Source organism: Fructobacillus sp. ESL1096, from assembly GCF_058511985.1.
This window is the reverse complement of the sequence record NZ_CP196400.1, coordinates 351,346-377,193: the sequence shown is the minus strand read 5'-3', so window position 1 is coordinate 377,193 and position 25,848 is coordinate 351,346. Positions and strand designations below refer to the sequence as shown.

Annotated in this window: 28 protein-coding genes, 1 tRNA gene and 1 rRNA gene; 28 read left to right on the top strand and 2 right to left on the bottom strand. The window is 44.6% G+C overall.

The features are described 5' to 3' along the window. The 17 genes from yqeH to ACSYSR_RS01525 all read left to right on the top strand — a co-directional run bounded on the left by yqeH (window position 1) and on the right by ACSYSR_RS01525 (window position 14,780). A complete protein-coding gene (gene yqeH / locus ACSYSR_RS01605) occupies window positions 1-1,155 on the top strand; it encodes a ribosome biogenesis GTPase YqeH (protein WP_252774410.1) in 1,155 nt (384 codons plus the stop codon). Beyond that, window positions 1,155-1,472, top strand: a complete 318-nt coding sequence (gene yhbY / locus ACSYSR_RS01600) for a ribosome assembly RNA-binding protein YhbY (protein WP_252774259.1) — start codon at window positions 1,155-1,157, stop codon at window positions 1,470-1,472. The genes yqeH and yhbY overlap by 1 nt, the downstream gene beginning before the upstream one ends. 42 nt (window positions 1,473-1,514) lie before the next feature. After that, window positions 1,515-2,099: a bis(5'-nucleosyl)-tetraphosphatase (symmetrical) YqeK gene (gene yqeK, locus ACSYSR_RS01595; RefSeq protein ID WP_252774258.1), complete on the top strand. Its 585-nt coding sequence runs from the start codon at window positions 1,515-1,517 to the stop codon at window positions 2,097-2,099. A 12-nt stretch (window positions 2,100-2,111) separates the two neighbouring features. Continuing rightward, complete coding sequence (rsfS, locus tag ACSYSR_RS01590; protein ID WP_489816317.1) at window positions 2,112-2,486, top strand: ribosome silencing factor; 375 nt, start codon at window positions 2,112-2,114, stop codon at window positions 2,484-2,486. A gap of 78 nt (window positions 2,487-2,564) precedes the next feature. Then, a complete protein-coding gene (locus ACSYSR_RS01585; protein ID WP_489816318.1) occupies window positions 2,565-3,329 on the top strand; it encodes a class I SAM-dependent DNA methyltransferase in 765 nt (254 codons plus the stop codon). Next, on the top strand, window positions 3,326-4,507 hold the full coding sequence (locus ACSYSR_RS01580; RefSeq protein ID WP_489816319.1) for a nucleotidyltransferase: 1,182 nt from the start codon (window positions 3,326-3,328) through the stop codon (window positions 4,505-4,507). The genes ACSYSR_RS01585 and ACSYSR_RS01580 overlap by 4 nt, the downstream gene beginning before the upstream one ends. A 4-nt stretch (window positions 4,508-4,511) precedes the next feature. Beyond that, window positions 4,512-5,075, top strand: a complete 564-nt coding sequence (locus ACSYSR_RS01575) for a YceD family protein (RefSeq protein WP_489816320.1) — start codon at window positions 4,512-4,514, stop codon at window positions 5,073-5,075. Window positions 5,076-5,175: 100 nt separating this feature from the next. After that, window positions 5,176-5,865: a response regulator transcription factor gene (locus ACSYSR_RS01570; protein ID WP_047974306.1), complete on the top strand. Its 690-nt coding sequence runs from the start codon at window positions 5,176-5,178 to the stop codon at window positions 5,863-5,865. A 1-nt stretch (window position 5,866) separates the two neighbouring features. Beyond that, entirely contained in the window at window positions 5,867-6,970 is a 1,104-nt protein-coding gene (locus ACSYSR_RS01565) for a sensor histidine kinase (RefSeq protein ID WP_489816321.1), read from the top strand. Window positions 6,971-7,123: 153 nt separating this feature from the next. After that, a complete protein-coding gene (yidC, locus tag ACSYSR_RS01560; protein WP_252774252.1) occupies window positions 7,124-8,059 on the top strand; it encodes a membrane protein insertase YidC in 936 nt (311 codons plus the stop codon). A gap of 17 nt (window positions 8,060-8,076) precedes the next feature. After that, entirely contained in the window at window positions 8,077-8,850 is a 774-nt protein-coding gene (locus tag ACSYSR_RS01555; protein ID WP_252774251.1) for a TrmH family RNA methyltransferase, read from the top strand. A gap of 52 nt (window positions 8,851-8,902) precedes the next feature. Then, window positions 8,903-9,139 carry a preprotein translocase subunit SecG gene (secG, locus tag ACSYSR_RS01550; RefSeq protein WP_047974310.1) on the top strand — a complete coding sequence of 79 codons (237 nt, stop codon included), beginning with the start codon at window positions 8,903-8,905 and terminating at the stop codon, window positions 9,137-9,139. Window positions 9,140-9,210: 71 nt separating this feature from the next. Next, complete coding sequence (gene rnr, locus ACSYSR_RS01545) at window positions 9,211-11,694, top strand: ribonuclease R (RefSeq protein ID WP_489816322.1); 2,484 nt, start codon at window positions 9,211-9,213, stop codon at window positions 11,692-11,694. A gap of 31 nt (window positions 11,695-11,725) precedes the next feature. After that, window positions 11,726-12,190: an SsrA-binding protein SmpB gene (smpB, locus tag ACSYSR_RS01540; protein WP_489816323.1), complete on the top strand. Its 465-nt coding sequence runs from the start codon at window positions 11,726-11,728 to the stop codon at window positions 12,188-12,190. A gap of 208 nt (window positions 12,191-12,398) precedes the next feature. Continuing rightward, complete coding sequence (rny, locus tag ACSYSR_RS01535) at window positions 12,399-13,955, top strand: ribonuclease Y (protein WP_489816324.1); 1,557 nt, start codon at window positions 12,399-12,401, stop codon at window positions 13,953-13,955. A gap of 131 nt (window positions 13,956-14,086) precedes the next feature. Next, on the top strand, window positions 14,087-14,461 hold the full coding sequence (locus ACSYSR_RS01530; RefSeq protein ID WP_252774247.1) for a DUF948 domain-containing protein: 375 nt from the start codon (window positions 14,087-14,089) through the stop codon (window positions 14,459-14,461). A gap of 13 nt (window positions 14,462-14,474) precedes the next feature. Next, entirely contained in the window at window positions 14,475-14,780 is a 306-nt protein-coding gene (locus ACSYSR_RS01525; RefSeq protein ID WP_252774246.1) for a hypothetical protein, read from the top strand. 137 nt (window positions 14,781-14,917) lie between these two features. Here the strand turns inward: ACSYSR_RS01525 and rnhC are convergent, their stop codons facing one another. Continuing rightward, window positions 14,918-15,868, bottom strand: coding sequence for a ribonuclease HIII (gene rnhC / locus ACSYSR_RS01520; RefSeq protein WP_252774245.1), 951 nt, complete (start codon window positions 15,866-15,868; stop codon window positions 14,918-14,920). Between the two features lie 148 nt (window positions 15,869-16,016). Between rnhC and ACSYSR_RS01515 the strand changes: the two genes are divergently transcribed. The 4 genes from ACSYSR_RS01515 to ACSYSR_RS01500 all read left to right on the top strand — a co-directional run bounded on the left by ACSYSR_RS01515 (window position 16,017) and on the right by ACSYSR_RS01500 (window position 20,551). Then, a complete protein-coding gene (locus tag ACSYSR_RS01515) occupies window positions 16,017-16,538 on the top strand; it encodes a CvpA family protein (protein WP_252774244.1) in 522 nt (173 codons plus the stop codon). Window positions 16,539-16,557: 19 nt separating this feature from the next. Next, window positions 16,558-18,957, top strand: coding sequence for an endonuclease MutS2 (locus ACSYSR_RS01510; protein ID WP_489816325.1), 2,400 nt, complete (start codon window positions 16,558-16,560; stop codon window positions 18,955-18,957). A 148-nt stretch (window positions 18,958-19,105) separates the two neighbouring features. Continuing rightward, window positions 19,106-19,453: a hypothetical protein gene (locus tag ACSYSR_RS01505; protein ID WP_252774242.1), complete on the top strand. Its 348-nt coding sequence runs from the start codon at window positions 19,106-19,108 to the stop codon at window positions 19,451-19,453. Between the two features lie 15 nt (window positions 19,454-19,468). Next, window positions 19,469-20,551, top strand: a complete 1,083-nt coding sequence (locus ACSYSR_RS01500) for a metaphase chromosome protein 1 (protein ID WP_489816326.1) — start codon at window positions 19,469-19,471, stop codon at window positions 20,549-20,551. A gap of 53 nt (window positions 20,552-20,604) precedes the next feature. Here ACSYSR_RS01500 and ACSYSR_RS01495 read toward each other — a convergent pair whose 3' ends face one another. Then, window positions 20,605-20,934: a hypothetical protein gene (locus ACSYSR_RS01495; RefSeq protein WP_252774240.1), complete on the bottom strand. Its 330-nt coding sequence runs from the start codon at window positions 20,932-20,934 to the stop codon at window positions 20,605-20,607. A 281-nt stretch (window positions 20,935-21,215) separates the two neighbouring features. Between ACSYSR_RS01495 and gmk the strand changes: the two genes are divergently transcribed. From gmk to ACSYSR_RS01460, 7 genes are all read left to right on the top strand, one after another. Beyond that, window positions 21,216-21,815: a guanylate kinase gene (gmk, locus tag ACSYSR_RS01490; RefSeq protein WP_252774239.1), complete on the top strand. Its 600-nt coding sequence runs from the start codon at window positions 21,216-21,218 to the stop codon at window positions 21,813-21,815. Between the two features lie 11 nt (window positions 21,816-21,826). Next, window positions 21,827-22,042, top strand: a complete 216-nt coding sequence (gene rpoZ / locus ACSYSR_RS01485) for a DNA-directed RNA polymerase subunit omega (protein ID WP_252774238.1) — start codon at window positions 21,827-21,829, stop codon at window positions 22,040-22,042. 1 nt (window position 22,043) lies between these two features. Beyond that, window positions 22,044-22,622 (top strand): peptidylprolyl isomerase, encoded by a 579-nt coding sequence (locus tag ACSYSR_RS01480; RefSeq protein WP_489816327.1) that lies wholly within the window; start codon window positions 22,044-22,046, stop codon window positions 22,620-22,622. Between the two features lie 47 nt (window positions 22,623-22,669). Continuing rightward, on the top strand, window positions 22,670-23,050 hold the full coding sequence (locus ACSYSR_RS01475; RefSeq protein WP_047974325.1) for a CvfD/Ygs/GSP13 family RNA-binding post-transcriptional regulator: 381 nt from the start codon (window positions 22,670-22,672) through the stop codon (window positions 23,048-23,050). Window positions 23,051-23,060: 10 nt separating this feature from the next. Further along, window positions 23,061-23,435 carry a hypothetical protein gene (locus ACSYSR_RS01470; protein WP_489816328.1) on the top strand — a complete coding sequence of 125 codons (375 nt, stop codon included), beginning with the start codon at window positions 23,061-23,063 and terminating at the stop codon, window positions 23,433-23,435. A 540-nt stretch (window positions 23,436-23,975) separates the two neighbouring features. Then, window positions 23,976-25,526, top strand: a 16S ribosomal RNA gene (locus ACSYSR_RS01465). A 95-nt stretch (window positions 25,527-25,621) separates the two neighbouring features. Continuing rightward, window positions 25,622-25,694: transfer RNA gene (locus ACSYSR_RS01460), tRNA-Ala, on the top strand. Window positions 25,695-25,848 lie beyond the last annotated feature (154 nt).

Sequence of the window (25,848 nt, the reverse complement as noted above, 5' to 3'; positions counted from 1 at the left end):
GTGCAAACGATTGCGACGGATGAAGAGGTCCAGGAAGCCTTAACTGAGGGATTATACTGCATTGGTTGTGGTGCTAAAATGCAAATTGATCATAAGGAAGAAGCTGGTTTTTTGCCACTTTCTGCCTTAAAGAAGCAGCTGATGGCTGAGGAACTGTTATGCCAACGTTGCTTCCGCTTGCGCCATTATAATGAAATTCAGCCTGTTGAATTAACGGATGATGACTTTGCAAATTTGTTGCACCAGGTTTCTAAGACGAAGTCTTTGATTGTCTATGTCTTGGATTTGTTTGACTTTTCAGGGTCAACAATTCCTGGATTGCCACGCTTTGTTGGCCAAGATAATCCGATTTTGGTTCTTGCTAATAAGGTTGATCTCTTGCCCCAGTCCTTAAAGGAACATAAGTTAAAAAATTGGGTCCAAGGACAGCTAAAAGAACAAGGGATTAGCCCAGTTGGCATTGAACTTGTTTCCGCTGCCCATCCCAAGAATTTGGATCAAATTTTAGATAAAATTGATACATTGCGGGATGGTCGCGACGTGTACGTCGTTGGCACAACCAATGTTGGTAAATCAACGTTGATTAACCAGATTATCAAGTCGAAAACAGGTGTTCAGGAGCTAATCACGACTTCGCGGTTCCCAGGAACAACTCTGGATCAGATTGCCATTCCGCTAGATGATGGGCAATCCTTGATTGACACTCCCGGGATTATTAAAAAAGACCAGTATGCCCACTGGGTGACTGACAAAGATTTAAAGTATGTTTTGCCAAAGGCTGAGATTAAAGCCCGGACTTACCAATTAAATCCGGATCAAACACTTTTCTTCGGGGCCTTAGCGCGCTTTGATTTGGTGACTGGACCTGCAGATGGAGCAAAATCAGCCGTTACGGCCTATTTTGAAAATAATTTGATGATTCACCGCACGAAGCGTCAAGGTGCGGATGATTTCTATGTCAAGCATAAGGGACAACTATTGACACCAGCACCGGCCGATAACAATGTTGCCTTTGCTAAATATGAATTTAAAATTAACGAAAAGATGGACTTGGTCTATGCTGGTTTGGGTTTTATTACCCTGCCAGCCGGAATTCACGTCCAGGCCTATGCTCCTAAAGGAGTTGGGGTTTTCTTACGAAAGGCAATGATTTAATGCAAAATTTAACTGGAAAACAAAAACGCTACCTGCGATCACAGGCAAATGGGTTAACACCTATCTTTTCTGTTGGCAAAGCCGGAGCTAACCAGGAATGGTTGACAGAGGTCAAAAAAGCATTGGCTAAGCGTGAATTGATTAAGGTCAACTTGCAACAGGGGAGTGACTGGTCAGCCAAGGACTTGGCAAGTTTTATTGAAGAAGAATCAACGGTGACTGTTGCCCAGGTAATTGGGAAAACCTTGGTCTTGTACGAACCAGCAACCGATGCAAAGTATGTGAAGTATTCAGTTGAAGTGGAAAAGATTCGTTAGTCAGAGGACTTTTCCACTAAATTTTGTGAAGAGGGGGACCAGATGACAGCTTTTGAAGAAGAGTGGCATGTCGTTGAAAAAAAAGTTTCGGCTCAGCTTTCAGCAGGCCGATTTCAACATTGCTTACGCGTTGCAGATTATGCCCGTCGGTTGGCTCAAGAAAATGGTGTGGATGAAAACCAAGCGGCCTTGGCCGGCTTGGTGCACGACTATGCCAAAGAACGGCCTGTTGAGGACTTTTTGACCGCAATTAACCATTTTCACTTGGATCCTGATTTGAAAAACTGGAATCGGGCTATTTGGCACGGTGTTGTTGGAGCAGAAATGATCCAAGATGAACTAGGGATTGATGATCCAGCTATTTTAGCTGCAGTTCGGTTGCACACAACTGGAGCCGGCGTTGAGATGCCGACTTTAGCTAAAATTGTTTTCATGGCCGATTACTTGGAAACTGGTCGCGATTTTCCTGGCGTCAAAGAGGCTCGAGAAATCACGGATAAGTCCTTGGACCGGGGGGTATTTTATCAGTTACAGCACACCCTCTCATTTTTGGCCGAAAAAGGTAACGTAATCTATCCCAAGACCTTCACCAGTTATAATGACTGGGCTCGTCATTTTGCAGAATAAGAAGGAGTTTACATGACAACCATCAATTCAAAGGATTTGTTGCAAACAGTCGTTACCGCCATTGATAACAAGCATGGTGATCGAATCATCGCCTTAGATATGCAAAAGGTTTCCTTGCTGGCTGACTACTTTGTGATTACATCGGCAGGTTCTAGCAGGCAGGTGCAAGCAATTGTCCGTGAAGTCAAGGAAGAAGTCCAAAAAGCTGGGGGTGAGGTACTCAATATTGAGGGCTACGACCGTGCTGAATGGGTTTCATTAGACCTCGGTGATATTATCGTCCATGTTTTTGATGAAGAGTCTCGTGATTTCTACCATTTGGACCGCCTTTGGTTCGATGCTGAAAATGTCGACTTAACGAGTTACCTCGCAGAAGAAGTATATTAATCAATCAGTAAGATATCTGGCTGGGGGTTGGTCTTTGATGGGCTAGCCACCAGCCAATGCTGTTTAAGTGAGAAAAAGATGACTGACGAAAATAATACACCATACCAAACCTTTGCTAACCTTTATGACAATCTCTTTGATGGCGACTTGTACGTGGATTGGCAGCATTTTGTAGAAGACCGTTTGCCCGCTAGTAAAATGCTGGATTTGGGTGGTGGCGCCGGTCGTTTGGCTGTCTTACTTGCCAAAAAGGGCTTTACAGTCGATCTCTTAGATATGGCACCAGCCATGCTCTCTTTGGCACAAAAGCATGCCGAAGAGGCGAAGGTTGATTTACGTTTATTGGAGGCTGATATTCGTGATTTTTCAGACTGGGAAGAAAGGTATCCAGTCATTGTTTCTTTTGCGGATACTTTGAATTACCTTCCTGGCAAAGCTGATTTTCAAGCGGGTCTTAACCAGGTTTATGAACATTTGGAACCGGGTGGGACCTTCTTATTTGATGTGATTACGCCTTACCAAGTCAACGTTTTGTATGACAATTACTGCTATAACAATGATGATGATCCTGACCAAATTTTTATGTGGACTAGTTTTCCCGGTGAAGAAAAGAATTCTGTTGATCACGATTTAAAGTTCTTTTTGTACAATGAGGGCATCGATGCCTTTAACCTAGTACGGGAAGTCCATCATGAGCAGACTTACGAGCTGGCGTACTATCAAAAGGCCTTGCATAAGGCTGGCTTTGACCAAGTAGAAATTAGTGCTGATTTTGGTCGTAAAACGGCTGATGACCAGGATGATCGTTGGTTCTTTGTGGCACATAAAGGAGGAGCATCATGAAAGCAGTCGGCATTATTGCAGAGTATAACCCCTTCCATAACGGTCATGCCTATCACATCAAAAAAGCAAAAGAGTTAACGAATGCTGATTTAGCAGTGGTGATAATGTCTGGTAACTTTGTTCAGCGCGGTGAACCAGCAATTTTGGATAAATGGGAACGAACGAAGCTAGCTTTGGCCGCCGGTGCAGATTTGGTGGTTGAATTACCAGTTTTTTATGCAGTCCAGCCTGGCCATTTGTTTGCGGCCGGCGCCGTTCAAATTTTGCAAGCACTGGGGGTCAAAGACCTTGTTTTCGGTTCGGAACACCCGGAAGTTGATTTTCTTGATTTGGCCAAGCAGGCCGCGGCAATCGAAAGTGAAGGCCAATTTACTGATCGGACTCAGACTTATGCTTCGGCTTATGCTCAGCAGCTAGAAGAACAGACCGGGTTCAAAATGGAAGATCCAAACGATATTTTGGCATTTTCCTATGCCAAAGCTGTAGTTGCGAGTGGCCAAGTGATGCACTTGCACCCAATTAGTCGTTTGCAAGCGGGTTACCATGATCAAAGCTTTGAGGAGGGGCAGACGATTGCTTCTGCCTCTTCGATTCGCCTTGCTCTTCATAAAGGGAAGTTTGAAAAAATCAGGCCAGTCGTTTCTGAGCAAGCCTTCGAGGCTCTGTCAACAGCGCCAACTGCTTTAGCGTTTGAAAAGCCTTTCTTTGAGTTGCTTCGCTACCGCCTGCTGACTGATACAGTTGGACAGTTGGGTCAGGTTTATCAAATGGCAGAGGGCTTGGAACACCGATTGGCTGGGGTTGCCGCGGCTGTTGAAGGACCACAGTCTTACCAGTCTTTTATTAAATCAGTCAAGACCAAGCGCTACACCTTTGCTCGAATTCAACGAACGTTGTTGTACACACTTTTGAATATTAAAGTTGATCAAATGCAGGCTGCCATGGCGGATTCTTATATTCGCCTGCTTGGCTTTAATGACTTGGGTCAGGCCTATTTGAGTGAAATCAAGCGGGAAGCAACCCTACCCATTATTTCACGCGTTGACATGTCGTTGGCGAAAGCTAATTTACGACTCGATTATAAAGCGGGCCAAATCTGGCAGGTGCTAGCTGGTCAAACCCATGCCAAGCAGGGGCAAGATGTTGGTCGTAAGCCAATTTATCAAGGTCAGGAGTAAAAATATGAAGTACGCCAAGCAACAATTAGCAAAGTTTCAACAAAGTCCATTAGTAATGGATGAAAAATTAGACCTACAATATTTGATTGATGAACGTTTTTCTGATTTAATTATTAAGGCACCAGTCGTGCAGGTTAAGGGGACAATTAAGACATTGACAAACGAAGACATTGTTTTGTCTGCCAGTGTTCATGCTGATTTAATCCTGCCATCATCACGGTCACTTGCACCGGTTGATTGGTCAACTGATGTTGATGTTCATGAGACTTATGTGGCGGATGAAGAACGCTTACAACGTTTTGATGAGGATGAGGCGGTTTTTGTCTTAGAAGAAAACAATCTGGACTTGGATTTGGTTATCTTAGATAATTTGGTAGCTGCTTTGCCGAGTCAAATTTTGACCGCAGAAGAGGCCGCAGGGTCAGCCCTGCCAACTGGTCAAGACTGGCAAGTCATCTCAGAAGAGGATTTTGCCAAACAAGAACAAGAAAAAAAAGAAGAAGCAACAGAAGAAAAACAGGTTCTTGATCCCCGCCTGTCGAAACTGGATGATTTCTTTAAAAAATGAGAAAATTTTGACGTTTATGGTAGAATAAGATTAAAACTTATTCATTTTTGTTCGATGGCGCTTGAGCTATTGAGCATCCAGAGACGTCGTGAGGGAAAATATGAGTCGGATTTTAATTGTAGAAGATGAAGAAAACTTGGCGAAATTCGTCAGTTTAGAACTAAAGCACGAAGGTTATGATGTTGAAACGGTCTTAAACGGCCGCGAAGGCTTGGACAAGGCCTTAAACGAGGACTTCGACCTAATTTTGCTTGATTTGATGTTGCCAGAATTAAATGGCTTTGAAGTGGCCCGTCGCTTGCGTGAAGTCAAAAAGACACCAATTATCATGATGACGGCCCGTGACTCTGTGATTGATCGGGTTTCAGGTTTGGATTATGGCGCTGATGACTATGTAGTCAAGCCGTTTGCTATTGAAGAACTTTTGGCCCGCGTGCGGTCACTTTTGCGTCGAATTGATATTGAACAAAATCCAGCCGATAAATCACCTTCGATTATCCGCTTTAAGAACTTGCAATTGGAGAAAGAAAACCGGATTGCCCGTCGTGATGATCAAGTCATTAACTTGACGAAGCGCGAATACGATTTGCTGTTGTTGTTGGTTGAAAATATTAATGTCGTTCAATCACGTGAAAAGTTACTCAAAGAAGTTTGGGGCTTTGACACACAAATCGAAACGAATGTTGTCGATGTTTATATCCGTTATTTGCGTAATAAGTTGGATGACCCTGAATCAAAAACTTCTTATATCCAAACCGTTCGTGGAACGGGTTATGTAATGCGGAGCTAAGATGAGAGCAAGCAAGCAGAAAACAAAAGCTGTCTCACCGACCCTTTCAATCCAGACGTTATTGACGCTGGCCTTGTCGGTGGGGTTTTTACTATTGTTAGTCGTAATCCTATTTTGTTTGGACTTGATTTTAGGGCCAAATATTCATGGTGAAACGATTGAGAAGCTGAGCCATTGGTGGGCTTTTTTGGTCGTTGTCGCTGTGATTTGGACGATTTGCTTGTCTTGGATTTTGGCTCAATTTTTAGTGCGCCCAGTTAAAAAGTTACAAGAAACGATGCTCTCTTTTGAAGAGGACCCAGTAACAGAGCAACGAGTCAAGCCGGTTGCCTATAATAGGGAACTGAATGACTTGGGGCAGGTGCAAAACGAGACAATGGACAAGGTCCAGGGTCTTATTCACGCGCAGCAGGATTTCGTTTCAGATGTCTCGCATGAATTACGGACACCGGTGGCCATCGTCAAGGGGCACTTGGAGTTGTTGGAACGGTGGGGAAAGGATGATCCAGAAGTCCTAGAGGATTCAATTCACTCTTCATTGTCTGAAATTTCGCGGATGGAAACCTTGGTCAACGAAATGTTGATGTTGACCCGAGCCGAAAACTTAACGGTCAGCAGTCAGCCCGAAAAGACAGAGGTGACACCAGTTTTGGAACGGGTTTACCACGACTTGCAGATGGTTCATCCTGATTTTTCTTGGACATTGGATAATGCTTTGGGGGCACCAGCTGAAGTGGCAGTTCGTTCGGATCATTTGGAGCAGCTCCTCATTATTTTGATTGATAATGCTCTGAAATATTCAACTGACCGTAAGGAGATTCACCTAGCTTTGGCCGAATCTGGATCTTGGGTCGATATTGGCGTGCAAGATTTTGGTCAAGGAATCGCTGCTGAAGACTTGGATCGCGTTTTTGACCGCTTTTATCGTGTCGATAAGGCCCGGGTACACCAAACTGGTGGAAATGGTCTGGGTTTGAGCATCGTGAAAAAGATGGTCGCTGCCTATGGTGGCCAGGTTCAGGTTGAATCAGCGCTTGGATCCGGCTCGGTTTTCCGATTGCGCTTCCCGCTAGTTAGGGAAACAGATAACCATCAAAAAGACTGATTGGCTGATTGGCTATTAACTTCCAATTTTTAGGAAGCTGTAACCTGTTGCCAAACGAGTCTTTTTTATTTGCTTTCAGAAAAGAAAGTTTTTCGCGAACATTCTTGTTATAATATCTAAGACTAATTAAATTATTAAAAGAGGAATTTTTTCATGAAATCAGCAAAGCGGACATTCACGATTTTGTTTGTCCTGTTAGATATCTACCTAATGACCGGTGGTTACGGCGTTCATGGTCGGATGTATCGGTTTGTGTCAACGCCAATTGCCCACATTTTGACGGAGATTGCCAAGTGGGTTGGTGGTGTGAACGCCATTGGTTGGGCAATTATTATCTTAACGGCGATTATTCGTTTAATTCTGTTGCCAATCTTTGTTAACCAACAAATTAACACGACAAAGTCATCATTAAAAATGCAGAAGTTGCGACCAGAATTGGAAAAGGTTCAAGCGGCTGTGAAGAGTGGCAAGACCCCAGAAGAGCAGCAAGCGGCTTCAATGGCTTCAATGACCTTGTATCGTGAAAATGGTGTTTCGATGACCGGTGGAATTTCCTGGTTAACGATGGCAATTCAATTGCCAATCTTTTCTGGTTTGTACCTGGCTATCCAACATGCCAATGGCCTGAAGACGGCTACCTTTTTTGGGTTGCCCTTGTCAAAGCCTGCCATCTTGCTGTCATTGATCGTCTTTGTGATTTATGCTGCTCAAGCATACTTGTCATTGATCCACATGCCAGCTGAGCAAAAAAAGACAGCCGGACAGATGCTGTGGATTTCACCAGTGATGATTGCGGGAATTACCCTGATTTCATCTGGGGCCTTGGGTCTTTACTTTATTGTTGGTGGAATTACCGTTGTTTTGCAAGCATTCATCGTGCATTTGCTGTATGCTAAGTTAGAGGACGATGTGAACAAGAACTTTGTTCTCAAGAAGACGGCTGATGATTTGTTGAGCCAAACGGCTTCGTCAGCTTTTGGAGCAAATCAGAGTCGTGTTCGGCCGGAAGACTTGCGACCACGAGATGTAACAGATGATGATCAGGGCCGACGAAATGCCGGTAAGCAACAACGCCGTAACGAGAAATAATTAATAAAGGACAGATAATGGAACGAATTTTATCCAAACAAAATGCCAAGGTGAAAGCTTGGGCCAAGTTAGCCACCAAAAAGGGACGGCTTGAGCAAAAGACTTACTTGCTTGATGGCTGGCACTTAGTGCAGGAGGCTATCAAAGCGGGGGCAAAGTTCCACGCAATTATGGCAACAGAAGAGCAGATGGCAGAACACTTGCCAGATGTTCCCCATGGTGTGCCGGCTTTTGAAATTTCAAAGGAAGTTGCTGCCCATATTGCTGGGTCAAAGACACCCCAGGGAATCTTTGCCGAAGTAACCTTACCCGAAAAGACTTTTGACCCGACTTATGTCCATGACGGTCTTTGGCTTTTCTTGGATGCCATCCAAGATCCAGGCAACGTTGGTACCTTAATTCGAACAGCGGATGCTGCTGGCTTTAAGGGAGTTGTTTTGGGTCAGGACACTGCTGATGCATACGCACCGAAGGTCGTTCGTGCCATGCAGGGTTCCCACTTCCATTTGGAAGTTTTGCAAGGCGACTTGAATGACTGGATCGCTGCCTTTGAAAACAATAACTTGCCTGTTTACGGTTCTGAGTTAAACGACCAAGCCAAGCCATACCAAGAAATTCAAGGTTTGTCAGCGGGTGCCTTGATTGTTGGAAATGAGGGCCAAGGGATTAATAAAGAATTAGCCAAGCAGACAACGGCTAACCTCTACATTCCAATTTTGGGTCAAGCAGAATCATTGAACGTTGCCGTGGCTGGCGGTATTTTGATGTTCCGGCTGAGCCTTGGAAATTAAGGCAAGTTCTGCTATACTAAGAAAGATGAAATAGCGAGTGGAGGCGGTCATTGTGACGAATATTCTCACCATCCTTTTGCTGGTTGTCGGTTTTCTGTTAGTCGTGACAGTCATGATGCAGCCCAGCAAACAACAGGATGCTTTGTCAGCTTTGTCTGGTGGGGCAGCCGATTTATTTACCGAGCGAAAGTCACGCGGCTTTGAAGCCGTGCTGCGTCGGGCAACAACCATTTTGGGAGCCATTTGGTTCATTATTGCCTTGGCCTTGATGTATATTGCCGCTCATTAATTGAAAGGTCAGTTTACTTTTTTGTAGACTGATTTTTTATTTACCATTTTTAGGAGAACATTAAGAAAATAATGGAATTAAAGCAATTAAAAGAACAAATCGCGGGCTTTTTGAAGGCCAATTCAACTCAGGCCTTTACGGCACAGAATTTGGCTGATGGTCTGCGCATGAATGATGCAGCCGGCTACAGACAGGTAGTGGGGGTTTTGGACCAAATGGTCGTTGCTAAGACGGCTAAGCAGGTGGACGATGCTTACCAATACCAAGCAGTCAGCGGTGAAATTGAAGGAGAATTCAAGGCCAATGATAAAGGCTTTGGCTTTGTCCGCTATGATGAAAACTTACCTGACTACTTTATCGCCCCTGACAATACTGGACAGGCAATGCAAGGTGATACTGTTCGCGTTTCGATGGTGAAACCGGCACAGTCCGAAGACCGTGGTCCTGAGGGCCGTGTTGAAGAAATTATTGATCATGCCTACCAACGCCTTGTTGGTATTTATACGGCAGGATCGCAGCAAGAGGGTACGCTGGGCCAAATTCGTTTAAACGATAAGAAGGCTGGTTCTTACCAGGTTTTGGTGCAAAAAGCTAAAGATGGTTTAGACTTGCACGACGGTCAGGTAGTGGTGGCAGAAGTTGACCGCTTTGCTGACCGTATTCATCCCAAGCAACTCTTAGTTTCTGTGACCCAGATTTTGGGTTATGAAAACGAACCCGGCATGGACATCATGCAAATTGTTGAAAATAAGAAGGTGCCAAATCATTTCCCTGATGAGGTAATGGCTGAGGCTGATGCAATTCCAAATGAAGTTTTAGAAGAAGATTATCAGGGTCGTCAAGACATCACGGACCAACCATTGGTAACGATTGATGGTGCCGATACCAAAGATATTGACGATGCTGTTGTGGTATGGAAAAAGGATAACGGTAACTACCACCTTGGTGTCCATATTGCGGATGTTTCGCATTATGTGCGTCCAGGCTCAGCCATCGATCAGGAAGCTTACAACCGGGGAACATCTGTCTATTTGACGGACCGAGTGATTCCGATGTTGCCTCAAAAATTGTCAAACGGGATTGCTTCTTTGAACCCAGATGTCAAGCGCTTGGCGATGTCCGTGGAAATGGAAATTAACCGAGAAGGTCAGGTTGTTAACCATGAAATTAAGCAATCAGTTATTCGTTCTCATGCACGAATGACCTATACGGCCGTGAATGAAATCTTGGCCGGTGATGATCAGACTCGGGAAGAATACAGTGGTTTGACCGATATGTTTGATCAAATGGGTGAGTTACACCAAATTTTGTACCAAAAGCGTGTTCGTCGTGGTGCGATTGAATTTGATACACCAGAAGCCTCAATTGTCGTTGATGAGAACGGGAAGGCAATTGACGTGGTTGTCCGCGAACGGGGCACAGCCGAACGGATGATTGAATCATTTATGTTGGCCGCCAATGAAACTGTGGCTGAACATTACGACCGTCTGAAAGTTCCTTTCCTTTATCGGATTCACGAAGTGCCTGACCAAGAACGCGCACAGTCCTTTTTCGAGTTTACTAAGGCCTTGGGGCACCCTGTTAAGGGCGATCCGGCTAAGGTGACACCAATGATGTTACAGACTTTGATGGACCAAGTTAAAGATGATCCAGCAGAGCAAATGATTTCAACGATGATGCTGCGAGCAATGAAGCAGGCCAAGTATTCACCAGAACCACTCGGTCATTTTGGCTTGGGTGCTGATTACTATACGCACTACACTTCACCCATCCGACGTTATCCTGACTTAACAGTGCATCGTTTGATTAAGTGGTATGCCAAAAACGGAACGGGTGCTGAAGCACAAGAAAAGTATGCCTCGTCATTGGGACAAATCGGGATTGATACTTCAACCCGTGAACGTCGAGCCATCGATACGGAGCGATTGGTTGACTCAATGAAGAAGGCTGAGTACATGGAAGATAAGGTTGGCATGGAATTTGATGGTGTCGTGAATGCCGCTCTCAAGTTTGGTCTCTTTGTTTCCTTGGAAAACACAGTCGAAGGTTTGGTTCACATCTCAAACCTAACCGATGACCACTATGAGTATGATGAAAAACACGCTGCTTTAATTGGTCGGTCAAAGCACCATATTTTCCAGATTGGTCAAAAGGTAAAAATCAAGGTAATTCGTGCCAATAAGGAAGAATCAACCGTTGACTTTGTTCTCTTGAATCCTGAAGCAGCGCCAACAACTGATATTCGAGTACCGCAACAAAATCAGGGCAAGTTTGGCCGTGATCGCAATGGTCGTGGCAACCGTCGTGGTGGACAGAATAAGGGCGCTGGTCACGGCCATGGCTCTCACCAGAAGTCTAATGGTCATGGTGCCAATCATCATGCTGCTAGTGATAACCGGCATCCTGGCGGACAAAATGGCCAGAAGATGGCTGGTAGCCAACAACGTAATCGTGGTACTAATGGTCATAACGCGAATCGATCAGTTAAGCCGGGCCAAAAAAAGGGTGGCTCAAGTAACAGTAAGCATCAATTTAAGGTTAACCATCGAAAGTAAGCAGTTTTAAGATTTGCAGAAGGGAAGGCGGATGGCCAAAAAGAAAATCAAAGACGATCCAGCCCTGGCGCAAAACCGCAAGGCTCGCTTTAACTACGCAATTGAGGAAACCATGGAGGCCGGAGTTGTTTTGACTGGAACTGAAATTAAATCAGTTCGAGCCGGTCAAATTACGATTGGCGATGGATTTGTGACCGTTAATAACGGTCAAGCCATCCTCACCAACGTTCACATTGCGGCCTATGAAAATGGTAATCAATTTAATGTTGATCCTTTGCGTAACCGGGTGTTACTTTTGCACAAAAAGCAAATCGCGCGATTAAACGGATTAGCGAAGGAACCCGGGGTAACAATTGTGCCTTTAAAGGTCTACCTGAAACGTGGCTTTGCTAAGGTTTTAATTGGTGTCGGTCATGGAAAAAAGCAATATGACAAGCGACAATCGATTAAAAAGCGCGACCAGGAACGTGACTTAAATCGTCGTTTTAAAAATTAATCAAAACAGGTCTGTTCTGATGGCATTTAAGAACAGACCTGTTTTGATTAATGGTACTTTTGTTTTGATTTTATCGAAGCTTTTTAAAATATTTGATTAAAAAAACAAGAAAAAGACATTCTCTTTTCTAATTGACCCAAAGACTATTTTTGTCTATACTAGAACTGTGAATTGAGAAAAAATTCACTGCTGAAAGGAAGAAAATACGATGGGTATGATTATTATTTCAGCATTCTTTGCTTTGATAATCGGCTTGGCTGGTGGCTATTTTGTAAAACGCATCTTAGACAAGATGCGCTTAAATAACGCCAAGCAGGTTGCAGCAAACATTTTAAAACAAGCAAATGATGAAGCCAAAAGTATTAAACGGGATGCAGAAGTTGACGCCAAGGACTTGGCCCAAAAGTACCGTCATGAGGTGATTGAATCACTGTCGGGGCGGGAAAAAAAGGTTGAAGCCCAAGAAAGCCGTCTGCAGGATCGGACAGATACTTTGGACCAAAAAGACGCAACTTTGAACCAGCGAGATGCTTCGCTGATTCAAAAAGAAAACCAGGTGCAAAGCCAGTTAGAAAAAGCCACAAAAAAGGCTGATGCTGCGCAGGCTACTTTGACTGCACAAGAAGAGAAGTTGCAGGAAATTGCGGCATTAACTCGAGAACAGGCGAAGGAGCAAATCCTAGCCGAAACGAGTGCTCAGTTGGATCGTGAACGAGCAGCACTGATTCAAGAGTATGAAATTGATGCTAAAAGTGAAGGCGAAAAACGGGCAAGAAACGTGGTCGTGGAAGCAATCCAGCGTTCAGCTGCTGACACTGTTTCAGATGTCACAGTTTCTGTTGTGAACTTACCTGGTGAGGAGATGAAGGGTCGAATTATTGGTCGTGAAGGCCGCAACATTCGAACGCTTGAGGCATTGACTGGAATTGATTTGATTATCGATGATACACCAGAGTCAGTTGTCTTGTCAGGGTTTGATCCCCTACGTCGCCAAATTGCTAAAAACGCCTTAGAGGCTTTGATTTCTGATGGGCGAATTAATCCAGCCAAGATTGAAGAAGCTGTTGAAAAGGCGCGTCGCCAAATGGATGAAAATATTCGTCAAAAGGGTGAAGAGGCTGTCTTTGAACTAGGACTGCGTGGCTTGCACCCAGACTTAATCAAGTTAATTGGTCGAATGAATTATCGGACATCATACGGGCAAAACGTCTTGCAACACTCAATTGAGGTAGCAAAGATTACCGGTTTGATGGCTGCCGAATTTAAAATGGATGTTGCACAAGCAAAGCGTGCTGGTCTCTTACACGATATTGGTAAGGCTGTTGATGCGGAAGTTGAAGGTTCTCACGTAGAACTAGGCGTTCGTTTAGCTGAAAAGTATCAGGAAAAACCAGTGGTTGTGAATGCCATTGCCGCCCACCACGGCGATACGGAGGCAATTTCACCACTAGCTGACTTGGTCGCAGCAGCGGATGCAATTTCCGCTGCTCGTCCGGGTGCTCGCTCGGAATCGCTGGAAAACTACGTCAAGCGTCTGACTGACCTTGAAAATATTGCGGATGGTTATCGGGGTGTCAAATCAGCCTATGCTATCCAAGCCGGTCGGGAGGTTCGTGTGATTGTTGAGCCTGCCAAAGTGACCGACATTCAAGCAACGGTTTTGGCCCATGATATTAAGGCCGAAGTCGAAGAACAACTTGAATATCCAGGTCACGTCAAGGTGACGGTTGTTCGAGAAACTAGAGCAGTTGATTACGCGCGTTAATGAAAAGCCCCTTGGGGCTTTTTCTATTTGAGGGACTAAATTCAGGTCTGAGCCTGCAATAATGGTTTAAGTCTGCTACAATAAAAACAAGTCATCTGTTCTTTAATGAAACGAGAGGAGAATCTTACTTTATGACTATTGGGGAACTTTCAATTTTAATTTTTGCCTTAGCATTTTTGCTTTTAGTTGTTTTTATCGGAATTTTTTTGTTGCGCTTAACGCGATCGGTCAGCATTTTAACAACTGATATTGATACCATCGCTCGCTCTTCTAACGAGGTTTTGGCGAACACAAATATATTGTTGGATGATGTCAACGATAAGATGGCAACGCTAGATGTTACTGTTCAGACTGCTGCTGATTTATCACAGACAGTGTCAGATTTGAATGGTTCGGTTCGTAAGGCATCGAATAACTTAGCCGGGATGGGGACAATTTCAAAGGCTGGTGCTACGTTAGCATTGTCGAAGGTTTTCGGTCTCTTCTCTAAAAAAAATAAAAAGTAACGGAGGAATTGCTATGTCAAAAGCAACGAATGGTATTTTTGCCGGTTTCTTGTTTGGCCTTGGTGTTACCGCTGCCTACAAGTTGTTGCATGAAGACCAAAAGGATGAACTTAAGCAAAAGGTTCAGGCTAAGGCCGACCAGGCCAAGCAGGCTGCTAGTCGCGTTCAAGATAATTTGGCGCCCTATGTTTCGAAAGCTAAGGAAAGTTTGGCTGCTAAGAAAGTAGAACTGGCAAATCAAGTTGTTGATCAAGAAGATCAGGACCGCAACGATATTGAAATTAGTGAACACGACTTGTCCTTAAACGATGACAAGTAAAAAAACCACTAGGCAAGTAATTCTGCTTAGTGGTTTTCTTTTCAGTAAAATGTTGGCTGGGATAGAGTGGTCATGGGTGATTGTTTTATTTTTCAATCCTAAGTGCCCTTGAGCCCTTGACCAGCAATGAGCAGCATTTACTCTTGGGCTAATTTTTGAGCCTTTTGGGTGTTGGCGAAATGAACCTTGGCAAAGTGACTCAAATCTTTTCCTTCTTTGATGAGTTGACTAGCGACGCGGTCTGCTTCCTTACCAGCACCGATTGGTAGGTGAATACCGGCTTCTTGGCTCAGCTCGGCCATCGAAATCAGTTCGACGTAGCGGGCTAGAATTGAAGCTGCCGCTACTGCAAGATGGTAGCGCTCACCCTTGGTGCTGAAGTAGACTTGATCTGCTACGATTGGCTTTTGCTGGTTCTTTTTCAAATAGTGAAAATAAGAGTTGGGGGCTACAAATTGGTCGATTAAGAAGCCATCCGGTTTTGCAGGACTGATTTTTTTTAAGACAGTTGCCAAGACAAAGTTGTGCGAAAGAGCCTTCATTGCCACCACGTTTTGTTTACTTTGCTGTAATTGGTTGTACTTATCCGGCATCAGGTTGACGACGTGATGGGGAAGGCGGTCGATAATTTTTGGCGCGAGGTTCTTAATCTTTTCGTCGGTAAGCGTCTTAGAATCAGCGATACCGAGACTTTTGACCCAAGCATTTTGATCTTTGGGAACATAGACAGCTGCTGTTGTTAGTGGGCCAAAGTAGGCTCCGGCGCCAACTTCATCAGAACCAATGACACTCCAATTTTGAAAACCAGCAGGAAGATTTTGGCCAGGTTGATCGTGTTGAGGTCTCACCTTGACTCTTTTTTCCCCCTTTTTATTGAGGTCTAATTGCTGATTGGCCCATCGGCTAGCTTCTTGACTAGCATTTGCACCCTGGAAGAGGACTTTACCGGAATGGTAAGCTGTGATGGTTGTTTCATTTGTTTGGGCCTGAAAGAGCGCGCCAGTCGGTGCGGTTGCTTTCAGGTGACCAGCATAGTAGTCCTGACATTTTTTAATGGTTGCCTTTGACAAGGATAGTACGCTTTGCATTGAAGCCCGCTTTCTTCTTGGTAAATGGGGTAGTAACCACTTAATTATAGCAGTTTTAATGGTATAATTGACCTTATTAAGTATGTGAATTGTGCGCATTTGGTCAGGGGAGAGCCAGATAGAATTGCGCCAAAATAGGAGCTTGGAAATGATTCTTTCATTGATTTTTGTTGTTGTAATTTTTCTCATGGCCCTGTCCGGTTATCGGGAAGGTTTGGTCCATGTTTTGGCTCGTTTAGCTGTGTTTGCTTTAGTTTTTTACATGGCCACGGTTTACTCTAAGCCACTCGCTGATCTTTTTTCCAACTGGGTTTCGGGACAGTTCTCTCGTCCGGGCGTGCCAGAAGAAATTTCTCACCAAGGAACTCAGTTCTTATCATCGGGTCTGGCCTTTATGGTCGTGATGATCCTGGGCTCCTTTGTTAGCCATTATCTATTACGCCCAATTCGCTTTATCCGCCGGTTGCCAATTTTAGGGGCACTTGATGGTTTGTTGGGTGGTATCTTGTATTTGGGAATCGGAGTGGTTTTAAGCTTTGTGGTTTTGCAAGTCTTGTCGGTTGTCCCCAATGCTTGGCTGCAAATGCAGTTTAGCCAAAGTCCGATTTTAAATCAGTTTTTGAACACTATGCCGATTCTTTCGAATCAGATTTATCAATGGTGGCTTTAAATAATAAGGAACAAACAGTATGAATGAAAAAGTCTTACAGACATTAGAATATGAAAAGGTAAAAGACCAGTTATACCCCTTTATTCAGACAGAACAAGGCCGGGTCTTAGTTGACCACTTGCAACCATCTTCTGATTTTGACCAAGTGTCTGCCTGGTTGCAAGAAACCAATGAGGCTGTCTTGATTGATCGATTGAAAGGTGGCATGTTGTTGCCAGCCTTAGTGGATATTAAAGATCAGGTTCGTCGCTTGGAAATCCAGGCAAGCTTGAATGGGGCAGAGATTGTTAGTTTGGCCCAGGTGCTAACCGCCACTGCCGCGATTGTTCATTTCTTTGAAGGTATTCAGGATGATGATTTAGCTGGTTCAGTTGACCACCTGGCTGCTAAAGCAGCTAACTTGGTACTTTTGCCGGAGTTAACGGCTCAGGTCGACCAGGCCATCGATGAGACCGGCCAAGTATTGGATACTGCCTCCTCTTTGCTTTCAAGTCTGAGACGACGAATGACGGGGCATGAGAATGCTATCCGACAAAAATTACAAGGGTATACCCGGGGAAAATCAGCCCAGTATCTCTCGGAACCGATTGTCACAAAGCGGTCCGACCGCTATGTTTTGCCGGTGAAGGCCGAATACCGGCACCAAATTCCGGGTGTTGTTCATGACCAAAGTCAAAGTGGGCAAACTTATTACATTGAACCGCAAGTGGTTGTTGAATTAGCCAACGAGTGGTCAGAATTAAATGTTTTGGCTCGAGCTGAGGAAAACCGGATTTTAGCTGAACTTTCAGCTGAATTGGCCTTGCATAGTGAAGATCTGGTAACCAATGCATTGATTTTGGGCCAGTTGGATTTTGCCAATGCTAAGGCACGGTTAGCTAAAAGCCAAAATGCGCAGGCACCAGCGTTGTCAACTGACCAATCGGTTGCCTTAAACCAGGCTTGGCATCCGCTGATTGGGGAAAACAAGGCTGTTAAAAACGATATCAGTCTTGGCATTGACTACCAGACATTGATTATTACCGGGCCTAACACCGGTGGAAAAACAATTACCATCAAAACGTTGGGACTCTTGCAACTGTTGGCTCAGTCGGGACTCTTTATTACGACTAGTCGGCCATCAACAGTGGCGGTCTTTGAGCAGATTTTTGCTGATATTGGGGATGAACAGTCAATTGAGCAGAACTTATCCACGTTCTCTTCACATATGGCGAACATCAAGCAAATCTTGCAGCAAACAAATGACCGCTCGTTGGTCATCTTTGATGAATTGGGAGCCGGAACAGACCCTCAAGAAGGGGCCGCCTTGGCCATGGCTATTTTGGATCGAACCCGGTCTTTGCAGGCCAAAACCATCGCCACGACCCACTATCCAGAATTGAAGCTTTACGGTTATGACCGCCCAGAAACGGAAAACGCCTCAATGGTCTTTGACGTCGAGACGCTCAAGCCAACTTACCAGCTCTTAATTGGTGTACCAGGCCAATCGAATGCCTTAGCGATTGCCAAGCGCTTAGGCTTTGACGATGAGTTGTTAGCAGATGCCCAGTCATTGGTTAATCCAGAGGACCAAAATCTGAATAAGATGATTCAGGACTTGGTTGATCAGCGCCAATTGGCCAAGGGTGAGCGAGCTGATTTGGCAAAAAAGACTGCTCAAGTTCAAAGTGAACAATCGCTCCTAGAAGAAAAGACATTAAAGTTGGAGCAAAATCAGGCCAAGGTCATGCTGGATGCCAAAAAGGAAGCCAACCACCTGGTTGCGAAAACCAAAAAAGAGGCTGACCAGTTAATTAAGGCTATTCGTAAAGAGCGCTTGGCCGGTGGCCAAAAAGCTGGTTTGTCCGAGCAGGATCTGCAAAAGCAAAAACAGGCAATTTCTTCCTTGCATCAAAGTGACCATTTGGAGAAAAATAAAATTCTCCAGAAGGCTAAAAAAGCTAAGGTGCTTGCTCCCGGGGATGATGTGGTGGTTCAATCTTATAACCAGCAGGGAACCTTGGTGAAAAAGCATAAGAATGGTCAGTGGGAAGTCCAATTAGGCATCTTAAAGATGTTAGTTGATGAGGATGACCTCACGAAGACTGAAGCAACTGCCAAAGCTCAAAAAGAAAAGCAAAAGCAGCACCGACAAAAGGTTGCCAAGACGGCTCACAGTGGCTCAGCAACGGGCCGTGTTCAGGCGAAGCTTGACCTCCGTGGCGTGCGCTATGAGGCGGCTATTACTGATTTGGACCGCTATCTGGATACGGTGGTTTTGGCCAATCTTTCCTCAGTGGAGATTATTCATGGGAAGGGGACCGGGGCATTGCGGAAGGGAGTCACTGATTTTCTCCGGTCCGACCGCCGGGTTAAGGACTTCCATTTTGCCTCCGCCAATGCCGGCGGAGATGGTGCTACAATTGTGACCTTACGCTAAGACCTGATTTTGACCAGGTTAAAAATCAGCTTTGCTGCAGGCCAATAAATGTGGTCTTGGTTGATAACAGGCGTGCTTATTCCTGATGCTAGGAATGTATTACTTAACCAGGTACCAATTACCAAAAAGAACGAGAAGGGAAGACAATATGTCTGATAAGTACCCAGCCGGAGAATTTTTATCCGCACTATTTTTATACGCACATGATTTTAACTATAACCACTTGGTCTTTGAGGCCAACCGCTTTAAAGTGTCCGTCAACCTAGTTCGTCGTTCAAATACTTATGGGAATGCAGAGCTCTTTTACGCCTCCGCGGACCCAAAGAGTTTTGCACCAGTTATGTCTGCTATTAACCAGGCCATTGAAGTTGCGGAGCTTGAGGGTGACTTGCAGGCTAAGGTGCAAACGCCAAACTTGGAGCGTAAGGAACAGATCTTCCAATTTAAACTACGTGAGTTTGGTCATGGACGTTATCAACTCGATTTATCGATTTAAGGTAGGAGGCCGATTGTGAAACAAGGGAAGTCAGCACAAATTAAAGCATTTAAACATCAAAATACAAAGCACAAGTTTCGTGAAAATAAGAAGTTAGCACCATTTGATTACAATGAATTTGCCGGTTTCTTGCGAGCACGGTTCTTTTTGACCAAGAATAACGCCTACCAGCCAGCAGTCTTTGAAGCGGCTTCATTCTTCTTGGATGACTTGATTGCCACCATGGTGCAGCAGAATTTCTCTGCCTTTACTAGTGATGAACGGGTGATTGTCAACTTAAACGAAGCGATGCAAGCCGCATTGGTCCAGTCAACTGATCGAGATTGGCGCTACTTTGTTTTGTTGACGCCAGTTTTGTATGATATCCAAGCCTTTTTGGCCAAGGAAGGGCAGGTTTCACCACGCTATGGTGTGCAAACGACTAAGTTTGATCCAAACTTTTGGAAAATGATTATGCGAACGGTAATGGCAGTTAATTACTTCCGCTTCCAGGGTCAGGATGTTGCCAAGCTGATGAACGAATCATCAGCAATTGACGACCTGCAATTTAAATTCTTAAAGCAAAATGGGGATGCCGATGACTTTGACTTGGAAACGATTCAGGAGGTCTTTCGTGGCTTAATGGTTACCTTACCTGAGTTAAAAAATGCTGATGCAAAACCTTTAACACCTGCTTTAACGGCAGACCAAGTCCAAGAAGAAATCGCTTTTGGAAAGCGGATGGTGGCAACCTTCCAAAAGACATCAACTGCTGGGGTCGTCTCGGACCAGGAAATGGCTCTTTTACAGTCCCTGCATCAGGGCTTGGCTGAAAGGTTCCAGGCTGACCATCACCAATGGACGGCCAGCTTGATTGCTACCTTTATCAAAGAGAATCTCTTTGAGTATTGGCAACCTGTTTTCGACTCATTGGATGGCTTAGGAGGCGAAATCACTCGCTACCTGCAGTTCTTGGCTAGCAAGAAGGCTGTGACGAACTTTAAGAAGATGGAAGCTGGCTTGGCCGGCGTTGATCATTACTTGGATGTCGCTGCCTTGAACAAGCTTCTTGGCCAGCTAACGGTTGCTGACGTTGAAGAGCTAGTTATAGAAAAATAGACAAAAAATGCCTGTTGGTCTTCAATGAAAACCAACAGGCATTTTTAGCAGAATTATGAAAACGAGATATGGCGCAAAAGGTCTGGCATCAATTGATGAATTTGCTTCGTCTTTTGATCCTGAATTAACAAAGCACCGGCTGGTGTCTGAGATAGGACGCCATGAAAGTCCTGAATTTGTTCTTGGTCAAAGCCATAGTTCATCTGAACGTCAACGGGTTCTTGTAAATTAATGGCCAACTCTAAGCGCGTAATGAGTTCTTGACTATTTTGTTGCTGTTTCAATGGAACGACAGCAAAGTGTTCGCGTAAGCGGGCAAAAACATGCTTGCCTTGCTTAATGATTTGATTGTAATAAGTACGGTTATCAAGATTGACTTGCATGAGACCGCCTCCTCTTTCACTGTTGACTTTAGTATACGAACAAACGTTTGGTTTTGCAAGTGCTTTTCCTGGTTAAATTTTTGTTAAGAACTAGTTTGGGGTTGATTTAAAGCTGTTTTTTCCTTTATTATCGTTAGGCGAACAGGCTTTCTAAATTGGCTACAGGAAGGTCAGAATTAGGCTGGAAAATGAATGACCACTTGAGGCTATCGTTGAATAATGGGAAAAATTCTGGTAAAATACAAACATTAAAGTAGATTTTGATGTTAAAGAGGAAGAGCATGACACAACGTGGTTTGTTAATCGTCCTTTCAGGCCCATCTGGTGTCGGAAAAGGAACAGTTCGTAAGGCAATCTTTGAAGATGACGGTGTGGATTTCCGTTATTCCATTTCAGCAACAACTCGTAAGCCACGAGTTGGTGAAGTGGACGGCCAGGATTACTTCTTTGTTTCCCGTGATGAATTTGAAGAAAAGATTCAGGCAGGCGACATGTTGGAATATGCCGAATACGTCGGTAATTACTATGGAACGCCACGTTCTTTCATTGATGAAACTTTAGCTTCTGGTAAGGATGTTTTCTTGGAAATCGACGTTCAAGGGGCTTTACAAGTGAAGACGAAAATGCCAGAAGGGGTTTATATTTTTCTGACTCCACCTGATATTAAAAATCTCCGCACTCGTTTAGAGGGGCGGGGGACTGATTCGCCTGAAGTCATCGACCAACGCGTTGAAGCTGCTAAGGACGAATTGAAAAAGATGATTAATTATAATTACGCCGTCGAGAATGATATCGTCGAGTTAGCCGTTGACCGAATTAAGGCAATTATTACTGCTGAACGTTTGAAGGTTAACCGGGTATTTGACCAAATTGCGGACTAAAGGAGTAGCACATGTTATTGTATCCATCAGTAGATAAGCTGTTAGAACGAGTTGATTCACGGTATAAGTTGATTGCCTTGGCTTCAAAGCGCGCCCGTGAATTGGATGCCGGGATGCCAGCAACGAAGGTTAAGTTTGATTCCAATAAATCAGTCGGACAAGCTTTAGAAGAAGTTGAGGCGGGTGATGTTGTGATTAACCCCGTTGTTCAGGACGAAGGGGAATAAGATGGCTGATTTTCCGCAGTTAGATTTGGCGGCGCAAGAGGCACAAGCCACTCTGCAAACCAACTATGGTAATATTGACCTGATTTTTTTTGCAGAACAAGCACCCAAGGCGGTTGAAAACTTTTTGACCCATGCCAAGGAAGGTTATTACGATGGCGTTATCTTTCATCGAGTGATTCCTGATTTTATGATTCAGGGGGGAGACCCTGATGGTTCTGGTCGTGGTGGTGAAAGTATTTGGGGTAAGCCCTTTGAGGATGAATTCTCAGATGACTTGTTTAACCTCCGTGGCGCTTTATCAATGGCTAATGCTGGACCAAAGACAAACGGATCACAGTTCTTCATTGTTCAGGCGAGTCATTTTCCTAAGCAAATGGAGGCAGCCCTCAAGGGATTACCTGATGAAATTCAAACTGCCTACCAAGAAAATGGGGGAACCCCATGGTTGGATGGCAAGCATACTGTCTTTGGTCAAGTTGTGGCTGGGATGGATGTTGTCGATAAGATTGCTAAGGCAAAAGCTGACTATGCTGACCGCCCAATCGATGATATTATCATTGAAAAAGTCGTCCTTCACTAAAAGTGTTGGGCGCTTTTTGCTATAATGAAGACAGTAGGAGAAAAAAGATGCCTTATAAAATTGGACAGCTAGTGACAGGAACTGTTACTGGTATTCAGCCCTATGGTGGCTTTATCAAATTAGATGAGCAAACTCAAGGTTTGGTTCATATTTCGGAGTTCAAATCAGGGATTGTCAAGGATTTGAACGGGGAATTGAAAGTCGGTGACCAGGTACAGGTGATTGTATTGGATATTGATCAGTATACTGGTAAAATTTCGCTTTCCCTTCGTCAAGTTGGCATCATGCCACTTAAAGACACGCCAATTATCAAGAACAATAGTGTGAAACGACATTTCTGGACGAACTATCATTTGGACTACGGTTTTGAACCAATTGCTTTAGCCTTGCCAGGTTGGATTGAGGAAGCAAAGAAAAGAATTAGCTGAGGAGTACTAGATGACAATGGTAGCAGCAACGGTTATTGCATATGACCACGATATTCCCTATTTTTTAGTGCATCAAAAAGATACTGGTGATTATTTTTGGGCAGTTAAGGTTCACCATCATGAGGAGAAAACTTCTTTGGGAACAATTTTGTCCGCTTTTCAAAAGGTCGGTGTAACTAATTTTGACGATTGGCGCTTGGGTGAGCTGGCTACTGCAGTTGAAGAGGAAGGCCATGCCGAGTCATTATATTCTTTTCATGTGATTAACTATCAGGCATTACAGCAACAGTTACCGAAGGAGCTGGTCTTTAAGAGTGCGGATGAAATCCGTGAATTATTGACGACAATCCAGCCATCGACATTCACGTCTTTTGATGCTAATTGATTTTAATTGACAATTCGCTGATTAATAAAAATAACGTTCGGATTTTATCCGTTAATAAAAGGGCGAAAGAATTCATCTTTCGCCCTTTTAGAATCGCTTTAAAAACATCGAGAAAACTATTGACGAGTAGTCAGGTAGGCGCTATACTAGTTATTGTTCGTTACGAAGCAAAGCTGCTTCGAGCGAGGCGCTGGTTGTCAGAGATGACCGGCAGTTGATAAAAGTTCATCAGAAAGTTGTTGACAAGCTTCAACATTCCTGATAAACTAATCAAGTTGCCCTAACAAAGCAACTCAAATAACTTTCTAAATTAGTTGTTGACTTTAGGTCACAGCTAAGGTAAGATAAATGAGTTGCCCAACAAGGCATCGCACATTGAAAACTGAACAAAACTTTGAACAAACAAATCTGTAACGGTGGCTACTTGGTAAGTAGTCACAAACAAATTTGCGAAGTCAATTCGTAACAAACAATAAACGGATAGGCGTTATCGAGAGATAGCAACTAGTCAGTTTAATCGAAGAGCAATCTTCAAACTTTTAACATGAGAGTTTGATCCTGGCTCAGGATGAACGCTGGCGGCGTGCCTAATACATGCAAGTCGAACGCGCAGCGAAGAGTGCTTGCACTCTTCAAGCGAGTGGCGAACGGGTGAGTAACACGTGAATAACCTACCGAAAAGCAGGGGATAACATTTGGAAACAGATGCTAATACCGTATAAAACGTGCTGTCGCATGACAAAACGTTAAAAGGTCCGTTTGGACCACTTTTTGATGGATTCGCGGTGCATTAGTTAGTTGGTGGGGTAAAGGCCTACCAAGACAATGATGCATAGCCGAGTTGAGAGACTGACCGGCCACATTGGGACTGAGACACGGCCCAAACTCCTACGGGAGGCTGCAGTAGGGAATCTTCCACAATGGGCGCAAGCCTGATGGAGCAACGCCGCGTGTGTGATGAAGGCTTTCGGGTCGTAAAGCACTGTTGTATGGGAAGAACGGTAAGGGTAGGAAATGATCTTTACATGACGGTACCATACCAGAAAGGGACGGCTAAATACGTGCCAGCAGCCGCGGTAATACGTATGTCCCGAGCGTTATCCGGATTTATTGGGCGTAAAGCGAGCGCAGACGGTTCGATAAGTCTGAAGTGAAAGCCCACAGCTCAACTGTGGAAGTGCTTTGGAAACTGTCGAACTTGAGTGCAGTAGAGGTAAGTGGAACTCCATGTGTAGCGGTGGAATGCGTAGATATATGGAAGAACACCAGTGGCGAAGGCGGCTTACTGGACTGCAACTGACGTTGAGGCTCGAAAGTGTGGGTAGCAAACAGGATTAGATACCCTGGTAGTCCACACCGTAAACGATGAACACTAGGTGTTAGAGGGTTTCCGCCCTTTAGTGCCGAAGCTAACGCATTAAGTGTTCCGCCTGGGGAGTACGACCGCAAGGTTGAAACTCAAAGGAATTGACGGGGACCCGCACAAGCGGTGGAGCATGTGGTTTAATTCGAAGCAACGCGAAGAACCTTACCAGGTCTTGACATCCTTTGAAGGTACTAGAGATAGTGCTGTTTTCTTCGGAAACAAAGTGACAGGTGGTGCATGGCCGTCGTCAGCTCGTGTCGTGAGATGTTGGGTTAAGTCCCGCAACGAGCGCAACCCTTATGTTTAGTTGCCAGCATTCAGTTGGGCACTCTAGACAGACTGCCGGTGACAAACCGGAGGAAGGCGGGGACGACGTCAGGTCATCATGCCCCTTATGACCTGGGCTACACACGTGCTACAATGGCGTATACAACGAGCAGCGAACTCGCGAGGGTAAGCGAATCTCTTAAAGTACGTCTCAGTTCGGATTGTAGTCTGCAACTCGACTACATGAAGTCGGAATCGCTAGTAATCGCGGATCAGCATGCCGCGGTGAATACGTTCCCGGGTCTTGTACACACCGCCCGTCACACCATGGGAGTTTGTAATGCCCAAAGCCGGTGGCCTAACCTTTTAGGGAGGAGCCGTCTAAGGCAGGACAGATGACTGGGGTGAAGTCGTAACAAGGTAGCCGTAGGAGAACCTGCGGCTGGATCACCTCCTTTCTAAGGATAATCGGAGCGTTACAGGGACGTCAGAGTCAATTTGATTTGTGCAAAGTTTTGTTTAGTTTTGAGTGCGTGAAGCACAACCAGCGCATGGGGGATTAGCTCAGCTGGGAGAGCACCTGCTTTGCAAGCAGGGGGTCAGCGGTTCGATCCCGCTATTCTCCATTGGCCAGAAGAAAGCCTTTTGGCCAAAAGCTAGTACATTGAAAACTGAATAATCAAGAAATTCTTTTAAAATGATTCAGAGGTGAATCATCTAAATGAACCGAGAAACAACACAAGTTCTTTAAAAAAGAACGGTTTAATCGCAGGTCTGAAA

Excerpts from the sequence above, each read along its gene's own strand:
- ACSYSR_RS01570 (WP_047974306.1), top strand. The coding sequence starts at position 5,176 with ATGAGTCGGATTTTAATTGTAGAAGATGAAGAAAACTTGGCGAAATTC.
- smpB (WP_489816323.1), top strand. The coding sequence starts at position 11,726 with ATGGCCAAAAAGAAAATCAAAGACGATCCAGCCCTGGCGCAAAACCGC.
- ACSYSR_RS01495 (WP_252774240.1), bottom strand. The coding sequence starts at position 20,934 with ATGCAAGTCAATCTTGATAACCGTACTTATTACAATCAAATCATTAAG.
- rnr (WP_489816322.1), top strand. The coding sequence starts at position 9,211 with ATGGAATTAAAGCAATTAAAAGAACAAATCGCGGGCTTTTTGAAGGCC.
- rnhC (WP_252774245.1), bottom strand. The coding sequence starts at position 15,868 with ATGCAAAGCGTACTATCCTTGTCAAAGGCAACCATTAAAAAATGTCAG.
- ACSYSR_RS01480 (WP_489816327.1), top strand. The coding sequence starts at position 22,044 with ATGGCTGATTTTCCGCAGTTAGATTTGGCGGCGCAAGAGGCACAAGCC.
- ACSYSR_RS01470 (WP_489816328.1), top strand. The coding sequence starts at position 23,061 with ATGACAATGGTAGCAGCAACGGTTATTGCATATGACCACGATATTCCC.
- ACSYSR_RS01585 (WP_489816318.1), top strand. The coding sequence starts at position 2,565 with ATGACTGACGAAAATAATACACCATACCAAACCTTTGCTAACCTTTAT.
- ACSYSR_RS01580 (WP_489816319.1), top strand. The coding sequence starts at position 3,326 with ATGAAAGCAGTCGGCATTATTGCAGAGTATAACCCCTTCCATAACGGT.
- rny (WP_489816324.1), top strand. The coding sequence starts at position 12,399 with ATGGGTATGATTATTATTTCAGCATTCTTTGCTTTGATAATCGGCTTG.
- ACSYSR_RS01510 (WP_489816325.1), top strand. The coding sequence starts at position 16,558 with ATGAATGAAAAAGTCTTACAGACATTAGAATATGAAAAGGTAAAAGAC.
- ACSYSR_RS01555 (WP_252774251.1), top strand. The coding sequence starts at position 8,077 with ATGGAACGAATTTTATCCAAACAAAATGCCAAGGTGAAAGCTTGGGCC.
- ACSYSR_RS01530 (WP_252774247.1), top strand. The coding sequence starts at position 14,087 with ATGACTATTGGGGAACTTTCAATTTTAATTTTTGCCTTAGCATTTTTG.
- ACSYSR_RS01525 (WP_252774246.1), top strand. The coding sequence starts at position 14,475 with ATGTCAAAAGCAACGAATGGTATTTTTGCCGGTTTCTTGTTTGGCCTT.
- ACSYSR_RS01475 (WP_047974325.1), top strand. The coding sequence starts at position 22,670 with ATGCCTTATAAAATTGGACAGCTAGTGACAGGAACTGTTACTGGTATT.
- ACSYSR_RS01515 (WP_252774244.1), top strand. The coding sequence starts at position 16,017 with ATGATTCTTTCATTGATTTTTGTTGTTGTAATTTTTCTCATGGCCCTG.
- yidC (WP_252774252.1), top strand. The coding sequence starts at position 7,124 with ATGAAATCAGCAAAGCGGACATTCACGATTTTGTTTGTCCTGTTAGAT.
- rpoZ (WP_252774238.1), top strand. The coding sequence starts at position 21,827 with ATGTTATTGTATCCATCAGTAGATAAGCTGTTAGAACGAGTTGATTCA.
- ACSYSR_RS01575 (WP_489816320.1), top strand. The coding sequence starts at position 4,512 with ATGAAGTACGCCAAGCAACAATTAGCAAAGTTTCAACAAAGTCCATTA.
- rsfS (WP_489816317.1), top strand. The coding sequence starts at position 2,112 with ATGACAACCATCAATTCAAAGGATTTGTTGCAAACAGTCGTTACCGCC.
- gmk (WP_252774239.1), top strand. The coding sequence starts at position 21,216 with ATGACACAACGTGGTTTGTTAATCGTCCTTTCAGGCCCATCTGGTGTC.
- yqeK (WP_252774258.1), top strand. The coding sequence starts at position 1,515 with ATGACAGCTTTTGAAGAAGAGTGGCATGTCGTTGAAAAAAAAGTTTCG.
- ACSYSR_RS01505 (WP_252774242.1), top strand. The coding sequence starts at position 19,106 with ATGTCTGATAAGTACCCAGCCGGAGAATTTTTATCCGCACTATTTTTA.
- yhbY (WP_252774259.1), top strand. The coding sequence starts at position 1,155 with ATGCAAAATTTAACTGGAAAACAAAAACGCTACCTGCGATCACAGGCA.
- ACSYSR_RS01565 (WP_489816321.1), top strand. The coding sequence starts at position 5,867 with ATGAGAGCAAGCAAGCAGAAAACAAAAGCTGTCTCACCGACCCTTTCA.